Origin of the sequence: Leptolyngbya sp. FACHB-711 (assembly GCF_014695615.1) — a bacterium.
Lineage (GTDB): Bacteria > Cyanobacteriota > Cyanobacteriia > Elainellales > Elainellaceae > Leptolyngbya_A.
The window spans coordinates 1-26,606 of sequence record NZ_JACJOR010000534.1 but is presented as its reverse complement, the minus strand read 5'-3'; the positions used below and the strand labels follow the sequence as shown (position 1 = coordinate 26,606).

The following is a 26,606-nucleotide window of genomic DNA, read 5'->3' as shown; positions in this document are numbered from 1 at the left end:
CGAAGACTCTGGATATTCTGCTGTTCCCCAATGAAACGTCGAAAGGTCGGGGAGCAAGCTAGCCTGCCAAATTACTGCAAATTGAGCCTGATCTGGATGGAATGTGAATCGACATCCCGTGTAAAATTGCAACCAAGCTTGGGCTTCAGGCGGCAATCCGGGCTGCAACCAAATGAGAGTATCAACATCAAACAGCGTCAGACAAGCGGCTGCACAGACTGCATTAAGACCTGTAGGTGGGACAAGCCTTGCTGCGATCGGATAGGATTCTCCCGGATGAGCCAGCGCGTTGAGCAGCGATCGAAATGTGTTTTGAGCGTCCTGAACCGGATCGGAAAAACCGGGTAGCTGAGTGATCATTTACTCTCCTCGCACCATGCTGAAAAAGTTAACGCGCGTGGCTTCCGCCTGTCTCCGCTGCTGTTCCTGCTGGGCTTGGGCAGCTTGTTTTAGTGGCTCGATCACCTGTGCCCAGACAGCACTGTGCCAACCAGGATGCTGAAGCAGGGCATCGCACAATGCCGCAAGTTCTGCATGACGCTGCGATCGTCCGGCAACATATCCAAATCCAGCGATTTGAACGTTGTCATTAGAAGATAGCTGTACAACACAGCGAGTCATCGTCATTTCCCCTAAATTAAACGGCTGACCCGTTCCCCCCGCTCGACCGCTGACCATGACAAGCCCAGCTTCCGGACGACGGAGGAACCCATAATCTGGCAAAGATTCCAATCCCGAAATCTGTTGCTCCAGATTGTTAAGCTCTGCTTTCGCCAGGGTTGCTATCCAGAATTGACGCTGTGTTAGGGAGTTCATGAACGGTTTTTAACCCACGCTTAATATTTGTCTAGACATCTAGACAAATTATGAGCTAAGTTATGATTTCTCGCAACTCGCTCAGCTTACTTTTTGCACAATCAGTAAGGGGTAATCGGTAGACGAAGGGGATGGCACGATTCGGGGTGAGTTATTTCAATTGGATTTGGCAGCATCGTCGATCGCAGACAACCGCAGAACAAATTCTGCATGCTGGGGTGATCCCGCAGGGCTGCGGGCATCGGTGCCCGGTCGCGTCCCTTCTTGTACCACAGCTAACACCCGCTCTCTGCGCTCGCGCATTCCTGGTAGGGAGACAAGTTCAATGCCGATCGCAAACCAGCCAGCCTTTTGTGCCGATCGTCCCTGCGTCGTCTATTACAACAGGTTCCAGCACTTCTACCGTCCATATTCGCACAAACGGTAAACCCACTTTGCGAAACGATCGCCGTACTGTTTCTGCGTCAGGAGCTTCAAACTCACAGATCACTTTACTGCGATCGCGGGACATCATCGAGCGAATCCAATGTACATCATGGCTACTGTGACAGGGAATTGCCTTTTTCACATCCTGATTCCATTTTTCTTCTGTGATAGGCGGCTCAAAAACTTTTTCAACTAGAACTCGTACCATCTCTTTCTCCTCATATTCTTGACTGTTCACACAACCGTCTTTGATGTTGATTAGCTAGTCGCCTAAGGACTTAATTCTCTAACTGCTCTGCTAGCTGTTGAATTGCGGTTCGCGCTCGTTCACTGATCAGATATATATTAATTCTCTGCTGTAGATTTTTAAATAATTCGAGTGCAGTTTTATGATCGCCACTGCCAAATTTGCTGCAAACCAGGGTTGCTCCTGCAAGGGCGATTTCACTGGGATGATCCACAATCTGAGCTGCCCTGAAAGCAGCTTCGGCACGAGCGATCGCCAGTTCTGTTCGATGATACTTTAAATCAATCTCTGCGGCGAACGTCAACGTATAAGCCAGCATTCGCTGAGAATCCATTTGTTGCAGGGCGGACAGGGCTTGCTCCAGCATCAGCTCTGCGCCATTTTGTCCGATCGAATAGCGAGCAAGGGCATCGAGGGCGGCAGCAAAGGCTCCTTCACTCCCCTCTCCGCTAATTTTGGCGGCAACGGTTGCTAATTCAGACGAATAGGTGATGGCGGCGATCGGGTTGTTGGCTTCTAGCTCCGTCATTGCCAGATAGGTTAAGCAAGCGCACTCTCGCCAGTGATCTTGCTCTGCTTGCGCCATCTGCCATGCCTGTTGCAGGAGCGATCGAGCCGTCGCATAATCCGCTGCATGACGACGCACACAGCCCATCCCGCAGGGAATATCAATGAGCTCCACGCCAGCTCTGGCAGCTAGAGATTGTGCCTCAAGCAGCAAAGCTTCTGCACGAGACATCTCACGCTCGGTTTCCGCCAGACACCAGCCTGTGTAAGCCAGCATTCGAGCCGTTGTGGTGGAACTCGCAGCCCGACCCCGCTCGATCGCGCGCAGTGAATGTTCCTGAACGCTTGTCAAATTGCCTTGCTCATAATTCAGCGCAATCAACACTTCAAATCCGGTTGCTTCTTCGTCCTGCAAATCCAAAGCACGGGCTTCCTCAATCAGCTGGTGTAATTCGGCTTCGAGTTGGACAGATCGATCTTTGCTCACGCCTGCTAAAACATGCAGCTTGAGTAGCTCAATGCGGCAGCGTACCTGCGTTGAGTGATCCAGATATTGGCAGTGCTCCAGTCCTCGCTGCGTTAACTGTGAAGCTTCGGCATAGGCAAACAGGCGCAAACAGCGTTCCGCCGCGATGATACAAGCAGATGCTGCCAATCCGTGTTCGCCGCCCTGTGAGGCATGGTAAGCAATCTCGCTGGCAAAGGAATCTTCCGTGGCAAAAGAGGTTTTCAATCCCTGAGCAATTTGCCGATGCATTAAACGGCGACGCGGGTTGGAAAGCTGGTGATAGGCAATCTGACGCACAATATCATGCACAAAGTCGTATTGGGTTTCACCTTGAATGATTGCTCCTGGACGGATAATGCCTTCTTGCTCCAGTTCTTCGATCGCCATCAACAGTTTGTTTGGAGAGCAATCGGCAATTTCAGCGATCGTCGTGGGGTTAAAGCTGCGCCCCAGAACTGCCGCCCAGGACAAAAATTCTCTTGTGGATTGGCTGAGCTGCTGAAGTCGATCCTGAATCAGTGCCTCCAGGCTCTCAGAACAAGCTGTTCCGTGTTGAGCAATGGCATGGACAATTTCCAGTGCAAAAAGCGGATTCCCACCACTCTCAGCAAAGATCTGGTTGCCGTCGATCGCTCGATCGACTTGCTGAACAAGCTGTACAATCTGGGCTTGATTCAAAAGCGGCAGTTCCAGGCTTTGCAGCCGATTTTCGCGGCGCAGGGATTGCACCAGTTTGTAAACAGGCTGATTGACTGCTAATTCACGGAAACGGGCAGCACAGGCAAACCGTACTCTCGTATGACCCAGTAAGCGAGCCGCATAGTGCAGCAGCGCGCTTGAGGCTTCATCGAGCCACTGCATGTTATCCAAAATCACGATCGTCGGTTTATTGATCGCAAGCTGCGACAGCAGACGCACCACCGCATCAAATAATCGCTTTAAATCAGTCGGTTCTTCTGCTTGCGGAGAAGTTTCTGGAAACAGCGATCGAAGTTCTGAGGGCAAGTCTGCCAGGAATGGGGCAGGGAGCGATCGGAGCGCATCCACCCAGGCTCCATAGGGCCGCAGCATTTCTGCTTCAAATCCAAATCCCCACAGCACTTGGCCCTGATGACCTCGCACGGTGGCAGCCAGTTCTTCCAGCAGGCGAGTTTTGCCGATGCCGGGTTCGCCCAATAGCAGCAGGATTTCTGAACTGTGATCCGAGGTTAGCCAACTGTGCAGCAGGCTCCATTCCTGGTCGCGTCCGATTAGTGGGAGGGAGTGGGGCGTGGGAGAGTCGTTTACGGTGCTGTCCCGTTCGACTGCTCCTAATGCTTTTAATGCCGTTCGTTGCGCTTCGGTCAGCCCGATCGCGCCTGCAATATTAGTTCCCTGATAAGGGCGATCGGCTCTCAGGGTGTGCAGACATTTTCCAGTGCGAATATTCCAGAGCTTAATCGTTTCATCCTGGCTGCCACTCGCAAGCGTTTCACCATCGGGACTAAATGCCACCGACCAGATGAGATTCGTGTGTTCCTGAAGCGTGTGCAGACAATAACCTGTATCGACTTCCCACAATTTCACCGTTTGATCACTGCTGACACTAGCAAGCGTTTGACCATCGGGACTAAATGCCACCGACCAAATGCGACTGCTGTGTTCTTCTAGCGATCGCCAAAATTCTCCCGTCATCGTATTCCACAATTTCACGGTATGATCACCGCTACCGCTGGCAAGCGTTTGACCATCAGGACTGAACGCAACGGACCAAACCCAATTTTGATGTCCCTGCAAGGTTCTCAAGCATTCACCTGTATAAACATTCCAGAGCTTGATCGTTTGGTCATAACTGCCGCTCGCGAGCATTTGACCATTGGGACTAAAGGCGATTGAACAGACCCAACTGGTATGTCCCTGCAACGTTTGCAGGCATTGCCCGGTTTGAACATTCCAGAACTTGACGGTATGATCATCGCTGCTGCTTGCTAGAAGCTGACCATCTGGACTAAACGCGACCGACCAGACGCGGCTCGTATGTCCCGATAAGGTGTGCAAACACTGTTTGCTCGAAATACTCCAGAGCTTGACGGTATGATCATCGCTGCTGCTTGCTAGAAGCTGACCATCTGGACTAAACGCAACACCACAAACCGGATTCGTATGACCTCTCAGCGTATGCAGGCACTTCCCCGTGCGGCTATCCCAGAGTTTAACGGTGTAATCGTCGTTGCCGCTTGCGAGCAGTGGTTCGGTCGGGCTAAATGCAACGACACGCACTCGATTGGTATAGCCCTGGAGCGTTCTCCAGCATTGTCCAGTGTGGAAGTGCCAAAACTTGACCGTATGGTCGCCGCCACCGCTCACTAGCGTTTGATTATCGGGACTAAAGGCAACCGATCGCACCCAGCTGGTATGACCGCGCAAAATTTGGAAATTCTCTCCGGTGTCCACCTGCCACAGCTTCACGGTCTGATCTTCACTGCCACTCGCCAGAAATTGACCGTCGGGGCTAAAGGCGATCGAGCGAATCCAGTTCGTATGTCCGCACAGCGTTTTAGTGCATTCGCCAGGCTCAAAGTCCCACAGTTTGATCGTCTGATCGCTGCTGCTGCTTGCCAAGAATTGACCAGCGGGACTAAAGGCAACCGACCAGACTCCCTTTTCGTGTCCCTGCAAAGTTTTGCAGCATTTGCCAGATTTGAGATCCCACAGCTTCACCGTTCCATCTTCACTGCCACTCGCCAGGAGTTGATCGGTAGGGCTGAACGAAACCGATCGCACCCAGTTGGTATGTCCTTCCAGGGTGGCGCAGCATTTCCCTGTTTTCAGATCCCAAAGTTTAACAACAGACGATTCGCTGCCGCTCGCGAGCATTCGACTATCGGGACTGAAGGCAACCGACCAGACCTGATAAGGAGCTTCCTGTAACGTCTGGAGGCACTGCCCGGTCTGTACATCCCACAGCTTGATCGTTTTGTCATCGCTGCCGCTCGCGAGCATTCGACCATCGGGACTGAAGGCAACCGACCAGATCCAGTTTGTATGCCCCTGGCAAATTAGCAAATTTTTGCCGTCCGCCACTCGCCAGATCCGCAGTTCCCGATTCGTGTCGCCCGTTGCCAGCAGTTGACCATCCGGGCTAAACGCGACGGCTAGCGTCAGGCTCAAGGTTTCCGTAAAGACGGTCTTCGACAGATCACTATTTGCCAGATTGACCTGATGTAACCCGACATTCCGCAAATCTGCCTGCCAGAGGGCAAGATCAGCGAGGTTATAGCCCGTCAGGTCGGTTTTCAAATGAATCAACAGGTTCAGCAGATTTCCCGCTGCATATCCCGATCGCTGCGATGCTTCCTGACTTAGGCTAATCAGGATTCGAGTCAACCGTTGCTCAACCTGAGTGCGATTGCCCAGCCGCATCTGAAGTTGATGCAAAATCGGCTGCACAATTTGGCGAATCTGAATCTCCTGAATGTAATCTTTCCCCTGGGCTTTGAGCAGAGCATGGCTATGGAGCAAGGGAACAGCAAACTCAGGTTTGGGCAATCTGGAACAGGCGAATTGCGTCGTCGAATGAGTCGCCGGAGCAAGAGATGACTGTTCCTCGCTAGCTGCCATTTCTTCGATCTCATCACAGATCCATTCAATCAGGCGATCGGTTATGTATTGCATGACGATCGGCGGTTGCGTATAGCCTGCTGCCTGGGTTTCCAGGAGCGATCGCCAGCTTAGCGATTCCAAAGCCTGAAATAAATCGGCACGAGAAGCAGCGGGCACAAAATCAGCAGCCAGTTCTGCAAGCGTTGTTCGCTCCCGATTAATTGCCAGCCAGAACATGACATTTCTTTCAAACCCGGAACTTCTTAAACATTGCTGATCTAAAAGTTGATACAAACCGTGAAAAACGCCTGTATCTTGAGTTAAAAAATCTGCAATGCTGCCGTCAAATAAATCTTGAATGGAAGTAGAAACAATTTTTAACGCTAAGGGATTATCGCTATACCGCTGACACAGCTGCTGTTTCTGCTCCTCAGAACCGATTAATTTCCTGGCTTCCAGGATTGCTGATGCTGCTTCTGGAACTCCGCCCAATTGCAGCGATCGCACGGCTTCTGTTCCTTCCAAAAGCGCAATTTCGGCAGGTTTTTCTCGACTTGTCAACAGCACACAGCTCTGATGCTGCACCTCACCCAACAACCTGAATAAGTCTCCATAGTTTTCATATCCAGGACGATATTGACCAGCTGGACTACTCCGCAGCGGAAACTGCTTCGCATTGCCCTCTAAAAAAATACTTTCCACATTGTCCAGAACAACCAGACAGCGGTGGGACTTGAGCCAGTGAATCAGCCGCCCGGTCTCGGCTTTGTTGTCCTGCTGCTCAGACAAAAATAGAACCAAGTCTGTCAGGAGGGTTTCGAGTAGAGGCGCATTGCGGAGAGATCTCCAAATGACAAACTCGAAAGGGGGATGGGGAGATGAGGAGGTGGGGGAATCGGGGGATGTATCCTTCGCTCCTTCGCTTCCGACAAGTTCCTGCGCCACTTTGACCGCAAGCGAGGTTTTGCCAATGCCGCCCATTCCCAGAAGCAGAACCATCCGACATCGGTAATTGACGATCCATTCCTGCAAAGTCGATCGCTCTTTTTCCCGCCCGTAAAATACAGAAACATCGATCGCTTCGCCCCAATCCTGCTGAGAGATAGGGGGTGGGAGAGTAGGGGGAACGGTCGGAGGTGTAAGGGAAATAGGGGAATTGTTGGCAGGATGGGGTTCATCCTCGTTGAGGATCTGCTGGTAAAGATCGCGGGTTGCGGCACTGGGATCAACGCCTAACTCCTCCCGCAACATCGTCATGCAGCGGTGGTAAAGTTGCAGGGCATTCGATCGATCGCCGCTCAAATGATGAAGCTGCATCAGCGAGGCATAAGTTGCTTCATTCAGGGGATCAACCCGTAGTAACTGCTGAGCATGGACGATCGCTGTTCGATAGTCCTGCTGGTCTTTCATTAAATTAATGAGCTGTTCTAGAGCGTTCACTCGCATTTGCTGGAGCCGCTCGCGTTCGGGAATAATCCACTCGTCTTCGCAGTTGGGCAGCAAATCCCCTTGATAAAGAGAAACCGCTTGTTCTAACCGCGATCGCTTTGTCCCAGCATCAGCAGTTTGTGCTGCCTTTAATTCATGCTCAAACTGAATGACATCGGCGGTGAATCGAGCCGTTGGCGACCATTGCAGCGTTTTTGAGTCAGTCAGAAGAAATTGGTCAGCTTCGGGTAAATCTCGACGCAGATAGCTCAGCTCTTTGCGAAGATTCGTTCTCGCCTGCGTCTCAGTAGAGTCTGCCCAGAGATGAAAGGCAAGCCGTTGACGAGGTTGGGGCGCATGACGATGGAGAATCAGGTAAGCCAGCAATGCCTGTGATCGCGCTGAGTTGATGCCCGGAACAACGCGATCGCCGTAGGTGATAGACCATTCACCTAACAATCTGACTTGTAAGGTTAGAGGCATTGCTCTTAAATCACCCATTTACCTCTAAATTGTCCATTTTTCCTTGAGCTTACACCCAGTTACAGGATTTTCGGCGGATCTTCCAAATTTCATTACAGAGCTTAATTCAGACCTGAGCAATGTACCCCCGATGTCCTTGTGTTCGCTCAAGCCCTCAACCTCTAAATGCAGCTTTAGAACAGGCTTTGAGACGAGAACGATTTGGGAACGATTTGGGAACGGTTTGGGAACGCTGCGATCGCTAACTTGTATTCATGGGTTGGAAAACAAATCTGCATCTGTAGGACGTGAGAGCAAGTGAAGCACACAAACAACGCTCCCTTCCTGGCTCCTTAGTTCCACTTCAATTCCACTTTTCAGTTCTGTTAACTCACATCAACTCAATTCACAATCGGAGTAAAAAACATCATGAATCGCTTTATCCTTGCAAGTCTATCCGTTTTGGCACTCAGTGCCGTTGCAGCCCCCTCCCTGACCGTGAGCGATCGGTTCGAGCAAGAGCATCAGGACACGTTGAATGCAACGAATTCACGATTTGATCAAGAGCGTCAGGATACGTTGAATGCTATGAGCGATCGGTTCGAGCAAGAGCATCAGGACACGTTGAATGCTATGAGCAATCGTTGGGTGCAAGAGCATCAAGAGACGTTGAATGCAACGAATTCACGATTTGATAAGGAGCGTCAAGATACACTGGATGCCTAACTTGCACGACCAGTAACAGTAAAGTTGTTTTTGACCGTGTTACTGAATCGATCGCGACTGCTGCAAACTGAATCGAAAGAAGATCCGAATGTTACAGCTCGCTCTTGTCCCAAGACACTGTCTGAACCACCAGAATCCAAAATTCTAGACAGACTCAGGCAGTGTCTAAAAAACAGGCTTCAAAATATCCCAGCGATGCACAATGCTGTGGAGAAACGCCGCTTTGCTTCACCCCCCAAACTGATCCACCACGATCCATTTATTCCTTAGTTAGTGAAGGAGCTAGCCATGACAACCCAACTGTTCAACCCAACCCAATTCAACCACGCTAAAGCCGAAGCCTTTGCAGGGCGGATGCTGGATATTATTAGCAGTAGTGCGATCGACTTGATGGTCTCGATCGGACATCGTACCGAACTTTTCGACACAATGGCAGAACTGCCGCCCTCCACCAGCCAGCAAATTGCCAACGCGGCTGGACTGAACGAACGCTATGTGCGCGAGTGGCTCAATGCGATGGTGACAGGTCGCATTGTCGAGTATGACCCGATCGCCAAAACCTATGTGCTGCCCACAGAACACGCCGCATTTCTCACCCGTGCTGCGGAACCCAATAATCTTGCCCTGATCGCCCAGTTCCCGCCCATGCTAGCGACCGTCGAAGACCAAGTAATCAACTGCTTCTATCAAGGCGGCGGGGTTCCCTATTCTGCCTTCAAACGCTTTCATACGGTGATGGCAGAAGTGACTAATCAAGGAACGGTTGCGCCATTAATCGATGAGGTGCTGCCGCTCATTTCTGGACTGGGTGAAGCACTCCAGCAAGGCATTGATGTTTTAGATTTGGGCTGCGGCAGTGGAAAAGTACTCAATGTTTTGGCAGCAGCTTTTCCCAATAGTCGATTCACAGGCTACGACTTTTCAGGTGAAACGATCGCAACTGCCAATGCTGAAGCTCAACGGCACAAGCTGAGCAATATCGAGTTCCGGGTTCGGGATGCTGCCACGATCGAGGAGTGCGATCGCTACGATCTCATCACAACCTTTGATGCCATCCATGACCAGGCAAAACCCGATCAGGTCTTGCACAACATCTACCGAGCATTACGTGCTGATGGAATCTACCTGATGCAGGAAATTCGGGGTGCAACGAATGTTGAGGACAACCTAGACAACCCGTTGGCTCCCTACTTCTACACGGTTTCTTGTATGCACTGTATGACTGTTTCGCTTGCTTATGGCGGCATGGGTTTAGGAGCAATGTGGGGACAGGAAACTGCATTGCGAATGCTCGCCGAAGCTGGATTTAAGCAGGTGGAAATCAAACGACTACCGCAGGATATCGTGAACGACTACTACATCATTCACAAGTAAATTCACAAGTAGCAAATTCAGAGAAACGATATGTGCAAACTTTGTGCGATTGCGGCACGGTACACCCTTGCTCGTCAGGATTCGCTTGTCTTTGATCTCAGTCAATTTGCAGCTGAGATTACGGGAAAACCATCAATCGATTCGTCTCAAAGTCAACCTGTTACGATCGCTCAGAAAAAATCATTATAAAAAACCAATCTGCAAATTACCAAGAGCTAGAACTTATAGCCGATAAAAATTTGACGAATTAACCAGATCTAGCTTTGCATCAATCTTGAAACAAATTTGGCATGGAATCGTTAACTCGATCGCCGCATTCGAATGAACCCAAAATTTATTCACGCAAAGATAAATTTGGCAATCCTTATTGGGCGATTCACGATCCGCTGCTAGGACGCAGAGTATTCTTTGATTCAGAGACAGAGATTTAGAGACAGAAGTACGGGCATGGCTCGAACAACGCTGTTCCCAATGAATCGACCATCTGACCACCATTTAAGTCAAGCTCAACTCAATCTAACCGTTCCTCTGCTTGAATTCAGCATTAAATCGCTCACCACCCATTTCCAGTATCCCTTTATTCAGAAAACTCAGCGATGGTATTTCTAGACCGTGAACCAAACAATAGTCCAAGCTTTGCAAACAATATTGGAACATTAGCAGGTAGTCTAGTCGTTGAGGGGAACATGGGAGAACTCATTCCAATTGGTTCCTCTGATCTGCGGATTACCGATACCTTTGATATCTATCGCTTCACTACCACTCAGCCCACCAGTTTTGGTGTAGCACTTGCCCCGCAGGTTGCAAATGCAAACTTAGTTTTGATGTCTTCACCCGAAGGCAACCCGATCGCCCACTCCTTTAAACCTGGCACTGCGGTTGATTCGATCAGCTTCAAAAATTTGGCACCCGGTACTTATCTGATTGGCGTAAATGCCCTTGCCACCGCACCTCGTTCCCCTTACGTCTTGAGTATTGCGGCTCTTCCAATTACACGCGCAGAGCTAGGGGTTACGGTTGAACGAATTACGGCGATCGATCGCTTTGATACTCAGGTGGTGTTCTCTTCATCGTTCAAAGCAGATTTCAAAACATCGCTTACGATCAATGGACAAACTCGTAACAGCGGCGTGTTTGACAAAGATAATGATGATGTCAGACCAAACTTCACCTTTATTCAGCCCGTTGATCCATTAAGGGAATCAAACACTTTTGAAATTGCAGTGAAAGATGCTGATCCCGTTGGCGATGATGAAGCAGATATCAGCCCCTCCTCCTCGTCAAAGTTCACCGCCAAATATTTTTCTCAAACGGGTACAGTGGGTGACTTTGATTCTGGCGGCGACTCGACTGGAAAAAGCTTGGTGACTCAAGGCAGAGATGCTTCATTTCGTCCCAGAGGAGCAACCGTCACTTATCGAGTAGACTATAACGTTTTCACGTCATCCGCATCGACATTCACCAGCAAAACTCCGCTGCTGCTGGGCAACAATACCAGCCAACAGATACAGGGCAGCAGCATTGGCGGCATTCTCTGCGGCGAAGGAGGCCATGATGTCCTTTCTGGTAGGGGTGGTAGTGATGTTCTTTGCGGTGGTACAGGCAACGATAACCTCAATAGCGGCACAGGAAACGATATCAGCTTCGGCGGAGCAGGACGCGATACTCACACAGGTGGTTCTGGCAAAGATACTTTCGTGCTGACCCTCGACAGTGGCACAGAGGTCATTCAAGATTTTCAGAACGGTAAAGACAAACTGGGACTGGCGATCAGGTTAAACCCTGAGATTTTCGATATGGTGCAGCAAGGCAAAAACGTTGTCGTCGGGGTAGGGGATCAGCGGCTTGCAGTTCTTTCTAACATCAAAGCCAATCAGATTACCGCTGCTGATTTCGTCACGGTTGATTTCTCCCGTTTTAAGGGAATTGAAGTGCCCACTTTGGCGGGATAACAGGACGGTTCCATTTAACAGCTTTGTGTGAAACTGTCAGATCTAGATACTCAAATCACAGATTTTTTCATCATTTTCACCACTGCAAACGCTCTCTTTTCTATTTTCGATTAGATTGCTTGAAATAGCCTCTATAATTCATTCACTCGTTCAACCTATTGTTCCCTTTGCTTTGATAAAGACACGAACCCTACCATTTCCGTTCTCGATCGTAAAAATTGCTGCCCTTCATCAAATGCTTGACAAAATGATTTCGCGCTTTCAATGCTTCAAATTCCGGGCTAGTTTCAGGGGTACGCTTGGGATGCTAAAAGATTGGGGCGTTGCTGAATCGGGATATGAACGGTGCAAATTTAGCTTCTGCATCGCCCCCTAAATCCCCCAATGCTGGGGGACTTTGAATTCTGGTTCCCCTCAACTTTGGGGGGCTAGGGGGGCACGCTTATTCAGCAACGCCAAGATTGGAAATCAGGTTATGGGTGATTCGTGGTGGAGTTGAATGGTGGAGTTGATTCGTGATGGAATATTCATGAGAGATCATGAGAGAAGCGGCAAGCGGACGATAAAAGTTGATCCCTGTCCTTCTCCTGCACTTTCAGCATGAATCGTGCCTTTATGAAGTTCGACAATATGGCAGGCGATCGTTAATCCTAACCCCAATCCTTTCGCTGCATCAGATGCTCTGGCTTGGTGGAAGCGATCGAACACCTGGGGCAGAGACTCAGCCGCGATGCCCATTCCCGTATCCATAACCCGAATTTCGGCATAGGCACGATTCGCAGAATCATAGTTATCAAGCACTGCCAGTTCTACACTAACGCTGCCTGCGACTAGCGTAAATTTAATAGCGTTGGTCAGGAGATTACAAATCACCTGCTGGAGGCGATCGCTATCTCCCATAACGGCAACAGGCTCCGTCCTATTTTCCTGCCAGGTTAAACGAATTCCTTTCTCTGCTGCGGTTTGCGCGACAGTTGCGATCGCGGCTTCAATCACCGATTCCAGTGCAATGGGTTGAGGATTCAAACTCAGTTTGCCTGCGGTAATCCGCGATATATCGAGCAGGTCTTGCACCAACTTGGCTTGTAGTGTTGCATTTCGCTCGATCGTGTCCAGTGCTTTCGTGAGCATAACCGGATTAGGAGGATTGTTCCGCAGTAGGCGCGTCCAGCCCAGAATCGAAACCAGGGGTGTGTTCAGCTTATGGGAAACGGTGGAGATCATTTCGTCCCGGCTGCGAATGATGCGTCTTGCCTCCTGAAGTGCTTCGCCCCGGAGCTGTGCCATCTGAAGGTGGGCATTGACGCGGGAAATGAGTTCTTGCGCTGAGAAAGGTTTGATCAGGTAATCGTCTGCTCCGGCTTTCAGTCCTTCGACGATCGCCTCTTCTCCGGCACGGGCAGAAAGCAGGATGATTGGGACTTCACGGGTACGAGGGTCAGACCGCAATGCCTGGAGTAACTGGAAACCGTCTAATCCTGGCATCATCACATCACTCAAGATTAGATCGGGGACTTGTGCTTGCGCTGCTGCTAGTGCTGATGCTCCATCTGCAACCGCTTGAATTTGAACGTATTCGCTGAGGATACGGCTGAGGTATTGCCGCATATCGGTGTTGTCATCGACGAGGAGGACATGGGCAATCGGGGCGGAGCAGCGGGGAGTGGGAGCATCGGAGATAACGTCTTCCGGTTCTCTTGCTTCCTTGCTCTCTTGCTCCTCTTCCTCTTCGGGTAGCTCCGCTGCAATGTAGGCATTAGCATTGATTGCGGTAGATACCAGGGTGCGAGTGGGCTGGAGCCGATCGTCTTGATTTTGAAAGGGAATGGCTCCATCGCGCCGTAGGCGATCGTTGGGTAAGTGCCTTGTCCCCAGAGGAAGGGCGATCGTAAAGCAAGTTCCCTTTCCTAGGGTGCTACTCACCTCAATCGTGCCACCCTGCAATCGAACCAGTTCATGCACCAGGGCTAAACCAATGCCTGATCCTTCATAGGTGCGGGCTTGTGTCCCTCGGATTTGATAGAACCGCTCAAACAGATGGGGTAGGTGTTCGGGGGCGATTCCAGTGCCGGTGTCCTGAATCTGAAGGATGGCTTGATTACCTTCGGTGGAATATAACCTAACCGTAATTTCGCCCTCAAAAGTGAACTTAAAGGCATTGGAGAGTAGGTTGAGGATAATTTTTTCCCACATGTCCCGATCGACAAAGACAGATTGAGGTAGGGGTGGGCAATCAACAATCAACTGTAAACCTGCCCGTTCGATCGCCGATCGAAATACACTGGCAAGTTCAGTTGTAAACAGAGCTAAATCAGTCGGTTCGTACACCGCTTCCATGCGTCCGGCTTCAATACGGGAGAAGTCGAGCAGGGTATTGACCAGTTTCAATAGGCGGAGGCTATTGCGATGGGCGAGTTGGAGGTCGTGTTTGAGAGTAGATGGGTGGATGGGTAGATGGGTAAATGGATCAGTATGCTCCCACTCTCCCACATGCTTCAGTGCATCTTGCAGAGGAGCCAGAATCAACGTTAACGGTGTGCGGAGTTCGTGGCTAACGTTGCTAAAGAAAAGGGTTTTAGCGCGATCGAGTTCTGCGAGGGTTTCGGCTTGTTGGCGTTCTTCTTCGCGGGCGACTTGTTCTCGAATCCGCTGAATCTCTGATTCGCGCAGAGCAGCTTCGGCACGAGCGCGTTCGATCGCCGCCCAGATGCGTTCGCCAGTTTCCCACGTCAGTTCGATGTCGAGATCTGTCCATTCTCGCGGCTCAGAGTCAGCGACAACGAAGGCTCCTACCAACACACCTTCTTTGATGAGCGGGATCCCCACAACGGCAGCCACCTGAATCGCACCCATTGCATTCTGATCGGACTCAGAAATGAGGTCAGAACTTGCCACGTCTGAGACCATGAGTATCTCACCCCTGTTATAGACCGGCAGCGCCCAACTGTAGTCTGACAATGACAAAACGCCAACGATCGAAAACGAGCCGTCGCCAACATAGTCCTGCTCGATCAACGCCCAGCCCTCGGTCTCATTGATCTCGGTATAGAAGGCCCGATCAATGCTCAACTGCTCGCCTACCAATCGGCACGCTTCTCCCTGGATCGCTGCTGGATCAGAGAGCGATCGCAACGCATCCGATAACGTGACGCGAAAAGCATCGAGTTCGGCAGCGCGGCGCAATTGTACTTCTGTGTGTTTGCGATCGCTGATGTCGTTGAACAAGAGCGCCAGTTGTTTATTCTGGGGGTCGCCGTGTGGATATGCCAACACCCGGTAATACCGATCTAAATCGGCTGAATAATTTTCAAACTCGGTCGGCTCACCGGTTGCCAGAACCCTTTCACAGTTTGTGAAAAACTCGGCTTCTAAATTGGGCACAAGCTCATGGGCAGTTTTGCCGATCGCTTGCGTCACTCCGATTTGTTGTTCAAAGGCTGGATTCGCTTCCAAAAATCGGAAGTTAGTTAGCTGTCCGTCGTCACACAGCAGCTCAATAATGCAAAAGCCATCGTTGATATTCCCGAACAGCGATCGATATTTTGCTTCCGATTTGCGCTGGGCTGCTTCCGACCGCTTGCGCTTGGTGTTATCTACGAAGGCGACAGCGACGCAGTGCGTTGAACCGTCATTCAACGGCGAAACGATAACCTCGAACCAGCGATCAAAAACCTCCGAATGCACTTCCATTCGCTCGGACGCATTCGTTTCAATTACCCGTGCATAAAGCTCGTTCCAAAATTGCTCAACGCCCGGCATCAGTTCGCTCGCCAGCTTGCCTTCGGGAGCTTCAATGCCGGAATGTGACGAGAATGCTTGATTGGCTTGAATGATTTTGTGATTGTAAGACTTACCGTTTTCGTCATAAAGAACCTCGATGACGGCGAAGCCTTCGTCGATCGACTCAAACAGCGATCGATATTTTGCTTCGGATTCGCGCAGGGCTGCTTCAGCTTTTTTACGTTCAGAGATGTCGTAAGAGGCGGCAAGCACCGCATTAATTTCACCATTTGGCGATCGAAGCGGCGTTCCGTGAGAAACATAGGTGCGATCGTGAGCATTGTGTTCATGCTCAAACGGCTCACCCGCCAGCGCTTTCCGGTACAGCGCCTCGTAAGTCGGTATCAATTCGGGCGGCATTACCTCAAAAATGGTTCGCCCAACGAGATCTTCGGGTTTGAATCCGGCGGCAAGCAACGCTTCTCCTTCCGCCAGCAAATAGCGCAAATCGCGGTCAACGACAAACACCGCCCCACCGGGCAGATTTTCAACCATCACCTGCAAACGTTTTTCCGATTCGCGCAAGGCTTCATGCGATCGCTGACGTTCAACCACCTCCACCTCTAGCTGAGCATTTTTTGCCAGCAGTTCCTGGGTTTGGCGCTGGTTCAAGAGCAAAGCTGCGGCTGCAAAGTCTGCCAGACTCGTCATCACCCGCACGTCTTCTGCATCAAAATGCCGCTGCTCATCGTGCGACATAATCCAGATTGTGCCGAAGATATGACTATCCGCAATGAGAGGCAACACCAAGCCTTCTACGATGGGGGTGTTAGTTGCCTGGAAGTAGGTGAAATACCGTTCGGGATGGGAAAAAAGGACGGGAGTCCCTTGTTCCAGACAAACTCCACAGGGGCTAAAGTTGCGGGATGTAGTGCTACCCCCATAGTGCGCTAAAGTTCCAGCTAATATATTCCAGCGAAAGGTTTCTTCTCCGTCCGCTGTGGTCTCTAGTAAGCTAATGCCTGCGGTGCCTGCCTGACATAATTCCAACGCCGTCTCTACCAAGATTTGCATCAAGCTTTCTGAATCTCGCGCCATCTGCTGAACCAGCGATCGCATTGCCTGATTCTCTGCCTGCAAGTTGGGCAGACGGGGTGAGCGTTGGAATAGCTCTTCCGTAATCAAGATATCGTTGAGGGTAATGGTTTCAGGCTGAGGTCGCTGCATCGCATTATTGCTCCAGCACAGGGTTATTAGCGCTCCGCTGAGCAGAGTTAGTGAATGGCAATCGAATGGTAAACGTTGCGCCTCGTCCTTCTCCCTCACTGGCTACCTCGATCGTACCGTGGTGTAATTCAACCAGGTGACGGGCGATCGCCAATCCAATCCCCACACCTCCTGGGGTATGACGGCTGGGGACTTCTGCCTGGGTGAAGCGATCGAAAACATAGGGAAGAAAATCAGGACGGATGCCGATTCCAGTATCGCTGACAGTGATTTGAACACTAGATTTGAGGCGTTCTAACCGGATATTGACCTGTCCGCCTTTGGGCGTAAATTTGATGGCATTTTCTAGCAGGTTGCTGATAACTTGTTTGAGGCGATCGCCATCGGCAAAAACATTGCTCGGCACTTCATCCGATATCGTTTCAATGAGTTGAATGTGCTTTGCCTGGACTACTTCACGGAACGTCATCGTCACATTCTGTACCAGAGAAGCCAGATCAACGAGTTGAGATTTCAAGCGTAGCTTACCTGCAAGGATGCTTGAAACATCCAGCAAATCCTTAATCAGGTTTGCCTCAACGGTAGCATGACGCTCGATCGTCGCTAATGCCTGTGCGGTTGTGTCCGGGTTGAAGGATTTTGTTTGCAAGAAGCGTACCCAGCCGAGAATCACCGTTAGGGGAGCTTGCAGTTCATGAGTCACGGTCAAAAGAAACTCATTTTTGAAGCGGTTTGTGGATACCTCCTGGCGGAGTTGGGACATTTGGAGCTGTGTTTCCACGCGTGCTATCAGTTCACGGGCAGAGAAGGGTTTGATCAAATAATCATCGGCTCCGGCTTCCAGTCCTTCGACAGTTGCCTCTTCGCCTGCTCGTGCTGATAAGAGAATAATTGGAATACTTTGGGTGATGGGGTCAGATCGTAAGGTCTTGAGCAGTTGAAATCCATCCATCTCTGGCATCATCACATCGGTCAGCACCAAATCAGGAAGCTGTTGCTGGATCATATTAAGGGCGATCGCACCAGTGGCAGCAGTTTCTACTTGCCATCGTTCACTCAACAGTCGCTTCACATAGTTGCGCACATCCGCATTGTCATCCACCAGCAGAATTCGACGCTTCGTTTGGATCTTTGTTTGACTATCAGAGGATGAAGGAATGGGTGAATCGGTAATGGGTGAATCAGTGGGTGAGAAGGCAATTTTTTCGTCTTCCCGGTTCTGGGGTGCTTCGATGCTTTCATGCTCCTGGCTCAGCCACTGCAAGGACTCTTCCACATAGGGAGCCGCTCCGATCGCAGTAGAGGATAGAGGACGAGTTGCTCCAAGTCGATCGGCGGGAAGATGGGCGCATCCGGTGGGAAGGGTTACCCGAAAAGAACTGCCTTCTCCTTCAATACTGCTAACTTGAACCGTTCCCCCATGCAGTTTTACCAATTCCTGCACCAGCGATAAACCAATTCCAGATCCTTCAAATGTGCGTCCCTGTGCCCCTTTTACCTGATGGAATCGTTCAAACAGACGCGGGATTTCTGTAGCTGGGATGCCAATGCCAGTGTCCTGTACCGCTAACTCAACCTGGTCTCCAATCCAGTGCAGGCGAACGGTAATCTCACCTGTAAATGTGAATTTGCAGGCGTTCGAGAGCAAGTTGAGCACAATCTTCTCCCACATTTCTCGATCGACATAAACAGGCTCAGGCAAAGCGGGGCACTCCACCACCAGACGCAAATTTGCCCGTTCGATCGCAGAACGAAAAACACTGGCTAACTCAATCGTGAAGGTTGATAAATCCGTGGGTTCATAAACGGCTTGAATGCGATCGCTCTCCAGGCGCGAGAAGTTGAGCAGGGTGTTGACCAATTTCAGCAGGCGTATCCCGTTACGCTGGATAACTTCAACCCGCTGCCGTTGATCGGGCGATAGGGCATTGTCGCGATCGGCTAATGCATCTTCCGCCGGTGCGAGGATGAGGGTCAGCGGGGTGCGAAACTCGTGGCTAACATTGTTGAAGAAGGCAGTTTTAACCCGGTCTAGTTCTGCGAGTGCTTCTGTCTGCTGCCGTTCCTGCTCATGGCTGCGAGCCGTGGCGATCGAACTTTCAACCTGCTGGGCAACCAGTTCCAGGAATGAGCGGTATTCGGCATTAAACTCAAGCCGGGGGCTGATCCCTGCAATCATCAGACAGTCCACCTGTTGTTTGTTACCGATCAGAATCGGAGAAATAAACGCCGAATTAGGACTTTCGTTCCACACTCCTCCCGGTAGCGCCCCAAAGCGATCGACCATATCCGTTACAAGCTGTGCCTCATGGCTTTGCAGCACCTCAGTTAGCGACCATCCTCGACCTTCTGAAGGCACGGTCAGGGCGATAGTGGGGGGTGCGGCAACGCTCTCTTCGGGGAGCCCGGTTGAGGCAATGAGTTCTGCTGAGTTGCTTTGCGGGTCAAGCCGATAAAACAGGGCAAAGGGAATATCGTAGGGGTTGAGCGTATCGGCGGCAGCACGACAGGCAGACTGTAGCGTTTTTGCCCTCGCTCCGGCAGTGGCTAGCTCTCGCAGCATCGTCAAACGCCGTTGATTAATTACCCGCCGTGTAGTTTCAGTTGCAGTACAAAATACCGCAACGACTGTGCCCGCCTCATCCCGAACTGGACTGTAGCAGAAGGTGAAATAAGTCTCTTCCCGGTAGCCGAAGCGGATGAGGTAAAAAGGTTGATCTTCTGCAAAGACGGCTTCACCCGTGTCCATCACGCGATCAAACAGCGGCTTGATCACATCCCAGATTTCCAGCCACGTCTGATAAGCAGGCTGTCCTAACGCTGTCGGGTGTTTTGTTGCAAGGATAGAGGTGAAGGCATCATTATAAAACTGGATGTAATCACGCCCCCAGAACAAACACATTGGAAAGCGAGAAGCGAGAAGGGTGCTGAGAGAAGTCCGAAGGCAGGGCAACCAGCTCTCGATCGAACCGAGTGGCGTGTTCAACCAAGCGTGCGATCGCATCAAGGCTCCCATTTCACCTCCACCCGCAAAAAGGATTTCAGACAAGGAACTGAGGGATTCGGGGGCGATCGTCATACCCAGCTCTCCTTAATGGCGATGCAGTTTTCACGATTCGTTCAGAGATTCATTCAGAAATTCGTTCAGAGATTCATTCAGAAATTTATTCAGAAATCAAGCTTCAGGTTTGAAGTCTGTCCAGCCAGTTGCACCACCATCTCTACCCATTCATTGGGTTGTGCCAGCTTGTGTAAATGCGCCTCGTACCCGGCTTTCAGGGACTTTTCCCTGTCCTCATCCTGATACGCGGTAATGGCAGCAGCTAGAAGATGCCCTCCCTGCTCAGCTTCCAGGTTGCGGATCTGCTGAATCAGTTTATAACCATCTTCGCCCGGCATCCGAATATCACTCAACAGCACATCTGGGCGAAATGGCTCCAACACCGCTAACGCCTCTGCTGCACTGGCGACGGCTCTCACCTCAATCCCATGCGATTCAAAAACAGCAGTAATAAATTCGCGAATATCGGCTTCGTCATCGACAACCAGCACTCGCAAACCATCCAAAGACTGAAGCCGGGAAAACATTCCTCCTGCTCCTTCCAGGCGGATCGCTTCTGGAAACTGCTGCTGAATAGCTGGGAAATTGTCCTGTTGCGGTTCCTTCAGAGTTGTGCCATGCGCTAATCGATGCATCGGCTGTACTGCAATTCGCAATTCCTTAATTGCACCAGCGTCACTTGCACCAGCGTCACTCCAAACAGCATCAATCTGTAATTTAACTGTAACGGGTTCACTATTTCTTGGGCATAAATTGATTTGCAAGACCTGAATATTTCTCTCTGGAATTGCTTGAATTTTCTTCCGATGAGAAAGCTCATTCAAAAGCTCATTCAACTGAGTGCGAAAGGTTGAATAATTATTCTCTGATAAGTACAGCGTGAAAGGCTTCCCGAGGAGATGGTATTGGGGCACATTCAAGAGTTGAGCGATCGCTTCGTTTGCCTCCAGAATGACACCATCCGAATCAGTGGTTAAGTAGGCAATGGGCAAAGCCTGAAACAAATCGTGATAGTGGTAATAGCGTTGAGCAAGCTGCTGAATCTGCTGGAGCAGCCCTTCCTGCACGATTTCCGCTGCTTCCAGATTGCTCTGCATCTCCTCACAATTCACTTGCAGATCTTCCAGCACTGCGTCAAGTTCCTGCCAGGAAACCGCATCACCCTGTTGCAATGCCGCAATCCATCGCCGGATCACTTGAAAATGCAGTCCAATCTGTTCATTGTCCATAAACGGCACAAACGGGCAGCTGACGCTCCTCAAGGAAAAATTTTCTGATTCGCATGCAGCTTCAGAATAGTAAGCTTCATCATAGTAAATTGTAGGGAAATCAGGTAATTCTGGTGTTGACAATACTTAATTGTGTAGCATGAGGCCCCTTACTCTCCTACCCCAACCATTCTCCCGATCGCCTGCAAAAACTCCTGCTCCAAATACGGCTTGGTAAAGTAAGCAGTCGCCCCAAGCTGCATTGCCAGCCAGCGATGTTTGTCGTTGCTGCGAGATGTGAGCATAACGGTAGGGATCTGTGCCAGGGCAGTATCCTGCCGACGGTGAGTGAGAAATTCAAAGCCATTCATGTTGGGCATCTCGATATCGCAGACCACTAGCGCGATCCCCTGCGACTGCTGAAGCTGCTCCAGGGCTTCCTGTCCGTCTCGCGCTTGTAGTACCTGGTAGCCCGCTCTTTCGAGGGAGAGTGCCAGTATTCGGCGGGAGGTGAGAGCGTCATCGACAACGAGGATGGTGGTGGTGCGGATTTGGCGGATGGGGTGAAGGGTAGATGGGGTAAGGGTGGAATCGGGTGCGGGATGGAGGGAAGGGTGGGGAGTAGGAGGGGCAAGGAGTGTTTCTAAGAAGATTTGTCCGTCGATGACGGGGACGAGCATTCCGTCGCCTAAGACAGTACAGCCGTAGGTGTAATCTGGGGGGGCGATCGCAGAACCGAAGGGTTTGACGACGAATTCTTGCTCGGTGATCAGACGATCGATTTGCAGGGCAATCGGCTGCTGATTGTGCTTAAGAATCAGGACGGGAGCTTCCCAGTTAGAGGGAGCAGGAACTGCAGCAAGAACTCGACTCGGCGGCAGTTCGGGAACCAGGCAGCGATAGGTGAGCAGATCTGCCATGCGATAAATTGGCACTTGCTGATCCTGCCACTGAAGCGATCGTCCGTTTTCGGTTTGGGTGAGCTGATGGGGTTGAGGAATTAGAATTTCACGAATGCCGTCGCTGCGGATGGCAACAGGGCGAGAATTGACCAGACACAGCAGCAGATTGGTAATCGTCAGGGTCAGCGGCAGCGTCAGAATAAACGTGGTTCCTTGAAACAGCGTCGATCGCACGGTGACCGAGCCTTTGAGCAACTGCAACTGTTCCTGCACCACATCCAGCCCGATGCCGCGTCCTGAAAGTTCGCTGACCTGCGCTGCGGTCGAAAATCCGGGTGCAAAAATTAGTTCACAAAGCTGAGCCTCAGTTGCCGCTGCTCCTTCGACAGGAGTCATCCAGTCCAGCTCGATTGCCCGCTGCCGAATGCGATCGAAATCGATTCCCTGTCCGTCGTCTCGCACTTCGATCACCACTTGGCGACCTCTGGAGCTTGCCTGAATCTCAATGCGTCCAGTGGGCGGTTTACCTCGATCGCGCCGCACTTTTGTCGACTCAATGCCGTGGTCAAAGCTATTTCGCAGCAGATGCAGCAGCGGATCGTAAAGCTTTTCCAGCACGGCTTTATCAATCAGCAAATCAGTGCCGCTGAGAACTAGATCGATCGGCTTATTGTAGGTGTTCGACAGGTCACGCAGCATTCGCGGAAAGCGGTTCAGCACATCGCCTAATGGCAGCATCCGTGCCCACATTAAATCATCCTGCATCTGAGACAGCATTTTGCGGTGCTGTTCTAGCGTTTGCTCAGACTGATGGTTAAACAAAACAATGTCTTCGACTGCCTCTTCAATCTGCGCCATTTCCTCTAGCAGGCTTTGGGTGGAGGCATACAGCGAGGTGTAGCGATCCATTTCCAGTGAGTCGAAGTCTCTCAGGGCTGTGATATTGGATGTAAAGCCATTTTTTCCGAAGAACGATCGCGCTTCCCCTGCAACAACAGATTGACGATAGGTTGTAGCTTCACCGATCGGCGAATCAGGCGCGATCAACATTTTGTCCGACAGCGTACGGATTTGATCGATCGTGGACTGCATCCGTTCAAATCGATTTCGCAGCTCTCGCAGTGCCATGCGCGTTTGATTGTTTTGCAGTGCCAGGCCGTTTCGATTAATCGTCATTTCGCCCAACAGCTTATTTAATCGCTCTAGGCGATCGGCATCCACCCGCACCGTCAAACTACTGGTTACCGGATAAGCCGCCGATTGTGAACCAGCAGCTAGTTTTACCATCACTGCCGCCGAAGAATTTACCTCTGCATTGTTTGCTACGCTGTTCGCTACGATCGGCTCTGCTAAAGATTCTGCTGGACGAGCGGTTGATTGTAGAGCGTCTCCTAAAGCATCCGTTTCAGAATCAGTCGCATTGTCTATGAATGAAATGTCTGTGAATGAAATGTCTGTGAATGAAACGCTATCTGCTCCTCTGGCTTCCCAATTCTGAGGAGAACAATTTTCCTCATGAGTTAACTCAAAGTTTTCCAATTGTAGAGAATTTAGGGAGCCAGGCGAGATTTGTTCAGTTAAATTAAAGTCTAAATTAAAGTCTGATTGAATATCGGCTAATTCTTCTAGACTGTTACTTTGAATATTATCTAATTCGATCGCGATCGATTCTTCTAAGAAACCTGATTGCTCATCTGTTGAATCTGAAAATTCTGCAAAAAACTGATCGATCGATCGATCGCTGGATGCAGGCACGGAGTCTGTAAAAATTGAATCTAGTTCTGATTGATCCTTGAATGTTAACGTGTGAGTTTCGGTTTGCAATTCGTCTTTTAAGTGATCAGCCTCGGGTTCTCCCTGTAAAAGTTCCTGTTGAATAATTGCTTCAATCTCAACATCGCTTAGATGCTCTGCTAATTCAGCGTTCAACTCAAAATTCAATTTAGGATTTGATTCGGTATTTAATTTAATATCTAATTCTGGATATGCCAGGGACTCTAAATCTAATAAATTAGATTCCTTCGGTTGAATTACGATCGTTTTACTGGATTCAACAAACGCCAGTAACGCTGTGGATGGATTGCCCCCCAGTGAATCGCCTGCCAATACGGCTTGCTGTCCAGCCCGAAAATCATTCAGCGCAAGTCGCGTCAGCACCACTGCCTGATCGGGAGCGCGATTGATCGCCTCGATCACCATTTGAGCAATTGCTGCAAAACCAGACAAACTCAGCAGCTCTGCAAATCCCAAAAACACTTCTGCCTGTGCCCGCAGTTCTCCCGCCACTTCATAGTCCTGCGGATGCTCTAAGACTTGTTCCAGATGTACCAAGCCCTGCGTCACATCAATTTCAAAAATCGAAGCTGCCATGTCGATGCCCAAATCGGCAGACCCCGGAATAAAATTCTCCGTTTCAGCAATCGCCTCCTGAAACCGCTCTTCAAGCTGACTCAAAATTGGCTCTGCTACTGCAAGAGACTGCTCCGCATCAAAATGGCCCTGCGTAATCTGCTCGGTCAAAGGAATGCGAAGACAGTCATACGCCTGCAAAAGCTGACTTTCTACATAAGTGTCAATCTCTAACCGATCGCTGTACAACGCCTTAAAAATCGTCTCCACTCGATGGGCGATCGCTGTAATCGCTTCTAGCCCGACGCTGGCAGCCCCTCCTTTGAGCGAATGCGCCGATCGCATAATGGCATGAATGGTTGCCGGACTGTGCTCCTGCCTTAACGTTAACAAACCCGATTCGATCGCTTGCAGCAAATCGGGGGCTTCTTCCACAAAGAAACGATATGCCTGATCGCGGATTTCAGGGTTGATTGCCATAGAGGAGGAGATGGGGAAATAAGGAAGGGAGAGATAGGGGAGGGGGAGAGGATATGAGAGATAGGGAGATAAGGGAGGTGGGAAGGTCAGGTGTTGATGGTTGTCGGTCTAATAGCTAAGAGGGTCACTAGCTCGGTTACTTACCCACTCACCCATTCACCTTTCCATCTCAACGAATCTTGAATCGTCCGACTTCTGCCTGAAGTGCCTGAGCAACCGATCGCAATTGTTCAAACGACTCGGAGACCTGGCCGGCAGCAGTAGAGTTTTGGTCTGCAATTTGTGCCACGGTGGTGATGGTGGCCGTTACAGTTTCCGAGGCTTGCGACTGGGTGACGGTGGCTTCGGCGATCGATTCGACCAGGGTGCTAATCTGGCGGCTGGCAGAGGTAATTTTATTGAGGCTCTGGCGAGTGTCGTCTACCAGGCGAGTTCCGGTGACCACCTGCTCGGTTCCGGCTTCCATTGCTCGCACCACTTCGTTTGTTTCGGCTTGAATGCTGGCAACGAGTTTTTCGATTTCGGTGGTCGCTTCCGCAGACTGGCGGGCAAGACTTCGTACCTCTTCTGCAACTACTGCAAATCCTTTGCCGTCTTCTCCGGCTCTAGAAGCTTCGATCGAGGCATTCAACGCCAGCATATTTGTTTGTGCAGCAAAGCCGCTAATCAGGTTCACCACGTTAGAAATTTTTTGTGATGATTCGCCTAATCGTTTTACCTTCTTTGCCGTTTCCGCTACCGTTTCCCGAATTGCTAAAATTCCATCTACGGTACGGTTCATCGCTTCATCACCTTCCTGTACCGTTTGAGCCGCTTCCTGCACCGCTGCTTCTGCTTTTTCAGCACTGATTGCCACCAGCCGTACCGAGCTTGCCATTTCTTCGACGCGCTCCAGGGCTGCCAAAATTTCTTTTGCCTGCTCTGATGCGGAAGTGGTCAGTGTTCGGACGGCAGATTCGTTAGTGCTGGTGGTTTCTGCGACTTGCTCGGCGGCATCCTGCACCTGACGCACAATTTTTCGCAGGCTGGCGATCGTTGCATTGTAAGAATCTGCGACCGTCCCAATTTCGTCTTCGGTCACTTTTGCTCGTACGGTCAGATCGCCCTGGCTCACCGGGTCAACGTCGATGAGAAGCTGGAGGGCACTGCGCTGAAGTGCCTCTTTGAGCTGACGCTGTTCTTCTGCGAGATCCTGGGTTTGTTCAAGAAGCTGCACCCGTTCGATCACCATTCCGAGCTGGAGTCCGATCTGCTTCATAAAATCAACTTCAGAGGACTGCCAGGTATGGATCGAGTGACAGTAGTGGGCAATCAGCAGCCCGAATAGCTTGCCCTGGTTCACAATCGGAACACCCAGAATTGACCTCACCTTCAGGTTTTGCAGCAGTGCCAAATGCTCTGGATGAAAATCTGCCTCCACAACATCGTTTTCTTGCAAAATGCGGTCTGCCAGATATTTTTCGCGGCTTGATGCCGGAATGCAGGGATCGCTGAGCTGCTCAAGAAACGCGCTAGGTAGACCTGCTTCGACCGATTCTGCCACGATCGCCCCACTCCAATCTGAATTAAACTGATAAATCACCATGCGATCGGAGCCTAGAAAATCACGGGCATCGGTGACGGTTTTTTGC

At 50.6% G+C, this 26,606-nt stretch carries 13 protein-coding genes; 3 read left to right on the top strand and 10 right to left on the bottom strand.

The genetic code is table 11. The features are described from left to right. From phnH to H6F80_RS26360, 5 genes are all read right to left on the bottom strand, one after another. Nucleotides 1-360: phosphonate C-P lyase system protein PhnH (phnH, locus tag H6F80_RS26380; protein ID WP_190794489.1), on the bottom strand; the 360-nt coding region annotated here is incomplete at its 3' end. Then, the gene (phnG, locus tag H6F80_RS26375; protein ID WP_190794488.1) at nt 361-816 is read right to left on the bottom strand and encodes a phosphonate C-P lyase system protein PhnG; all 456 of its coding nucleotides are present in this window, start codon (nt 814-816) and stop codon (nt 361-363) included. 156 nt (nt 817-972) lie between these two features. Continuing rightward, on the bottom strand, nt 973-1,119 hold the full coding sequence (locus H6F80_RS26370; RefSeq protein WP_190794487.1) for a hypothetical protein: 147 nt from the start codon (nt 1,117-1,119) through the stop codon (nt 973-975). Nucleotides 1,120-1,138: 19 nt separating this feature from the next. Continuing rightward, nucleotides 1,139-1,450, bottom strand: coding sequence for a DUF4242 domain-containing protein (locus H6F80_RS26365; RefSeq protein ID WP_190794486.1), 312 nt, complete (start codon nt 1,448-1,450; stop codon nt 1,139-1,141). Between the two features lie 70 nt (nt 1,451-1,520). Then, complete coding sequence (locus tag H6F80_RS26360; protein ID WP_190794485.1) at nt 1,521-7,997, bottom strand: WD40 domain-containing protein; 6,477 nt, start codon at nt 7,995-7,997, stop codon at nt 1,521-1,523. Nucleotides 7,998-8,405: 408 nt separating this feature from the next. Between H6F80_RS26360 and H6F80_RS26355 the strand changes: the two genes are divergently transcribed. The 3 genes from H6F80_RS26355 (at nt 8,406) to H6F80_RS26340 (ending at nt 12,028) form a co-directional block, all read left to right on the top strand. After that, nucleotides 8,406-8,702, top strand: a complete 297-nt coding sequence (locus H6F80_RS26355) for a hypothetical protein (protein WP_190794484.1) — start codon at nt 8,406-8,408, stop codon at nt 8,700-8,702. A gap of 288 nt (nt 8,703-8,990) precedes the next feature. After that, the gene (locus H6F80_RS26350; RefSeq protein WP_190794483.1) at nt 8,991-10,076 is read left to right on the top strand and encodes a class I SAM-dependent methyltransferase; all 1,086 of its coding nucleotides are present in this window, start codon (nt 8,991-8,993) and stop codon (nt 10,074-10,076) included. A gap of 596 nt (nt 10,077-10,672) precedes the next feature. Then, nucleotides 10,673-12,028 carry a calcium-binding protein gene (locus H6F80_RS26340; RefSeq protein ID WP_190794481.1) on the top strand — a complete coding sequence of 452 codons (1,356 nt, stop codon included), beginning with the start codon at nt 10,673-10,675 and terminating at the stop codon, nt 12,026-12,028. Nucleotides 12,029-12,565: 537 nt separating this feature from the next. On the opposite strand, the gene H6F80_RS26335 is transcribed toward H6F80_RS26340, so the two are convergent. The 5 genes from H6F80_RS26335 to H6F80_RS26315 form a co-directional block, all read right to left on the bottom strand. After that, a complete protein-coding gene (locus H6F80_RS26335; protein WP_190794480.1) occupies nt 12,566-16,975 on the bottom strand; it encodes an ATP-binding protein in 4,410 nt (1,469 codons plus the stop codon). A gap of 4 nt (nt 16,976-16,979) precedes the next feature. After that, nucleotides 16,980-20,054 carry an ATP-binding protein gene (locus tag H6F80_RS26330; protein ID WP_190794479.1) on the bottom strand — a complete coding sequence of 1,025 codons (3,075 nt, stop codon included), beginning with the start codon at nt 20,052-20,054 and terminating at the stop codon, nt 16,980-16,982. An 89-nt stretch (nt 20,055-20,143) separates the two neighbouring features. Further along, a complete protein-coding gene (locus tag H6F80_RS26325) occupies nt 20,144-21,298 on the bottom strand; it encodes a response regulator (protein ID WP_242067583.1) in 1,155 nt (384 codons plus the stop codon). A 116-nt stretch (nt 21,299-21,414) separates the two neighbouring features. Beyond that, entirely contained in the window at nt 21,415-24,975 is a 3,561-nt protein-coding gene (locus H6F80_RS26320; RefSeq protein WP_190794477.1) for a response regulator, read from the bottom strand. A 169-nt stretch (nt 24,976-25,144) separates the two neighbouring features. Beyond that, a partial coding sequence (locus tag H6F80_RS26315) for a methyl-accepting chemotaxis protein (protein WP_190794476.1) occupies nt 25,145-26,606 on the bottom strand: 1,462 nt, incomplete at its 5' end.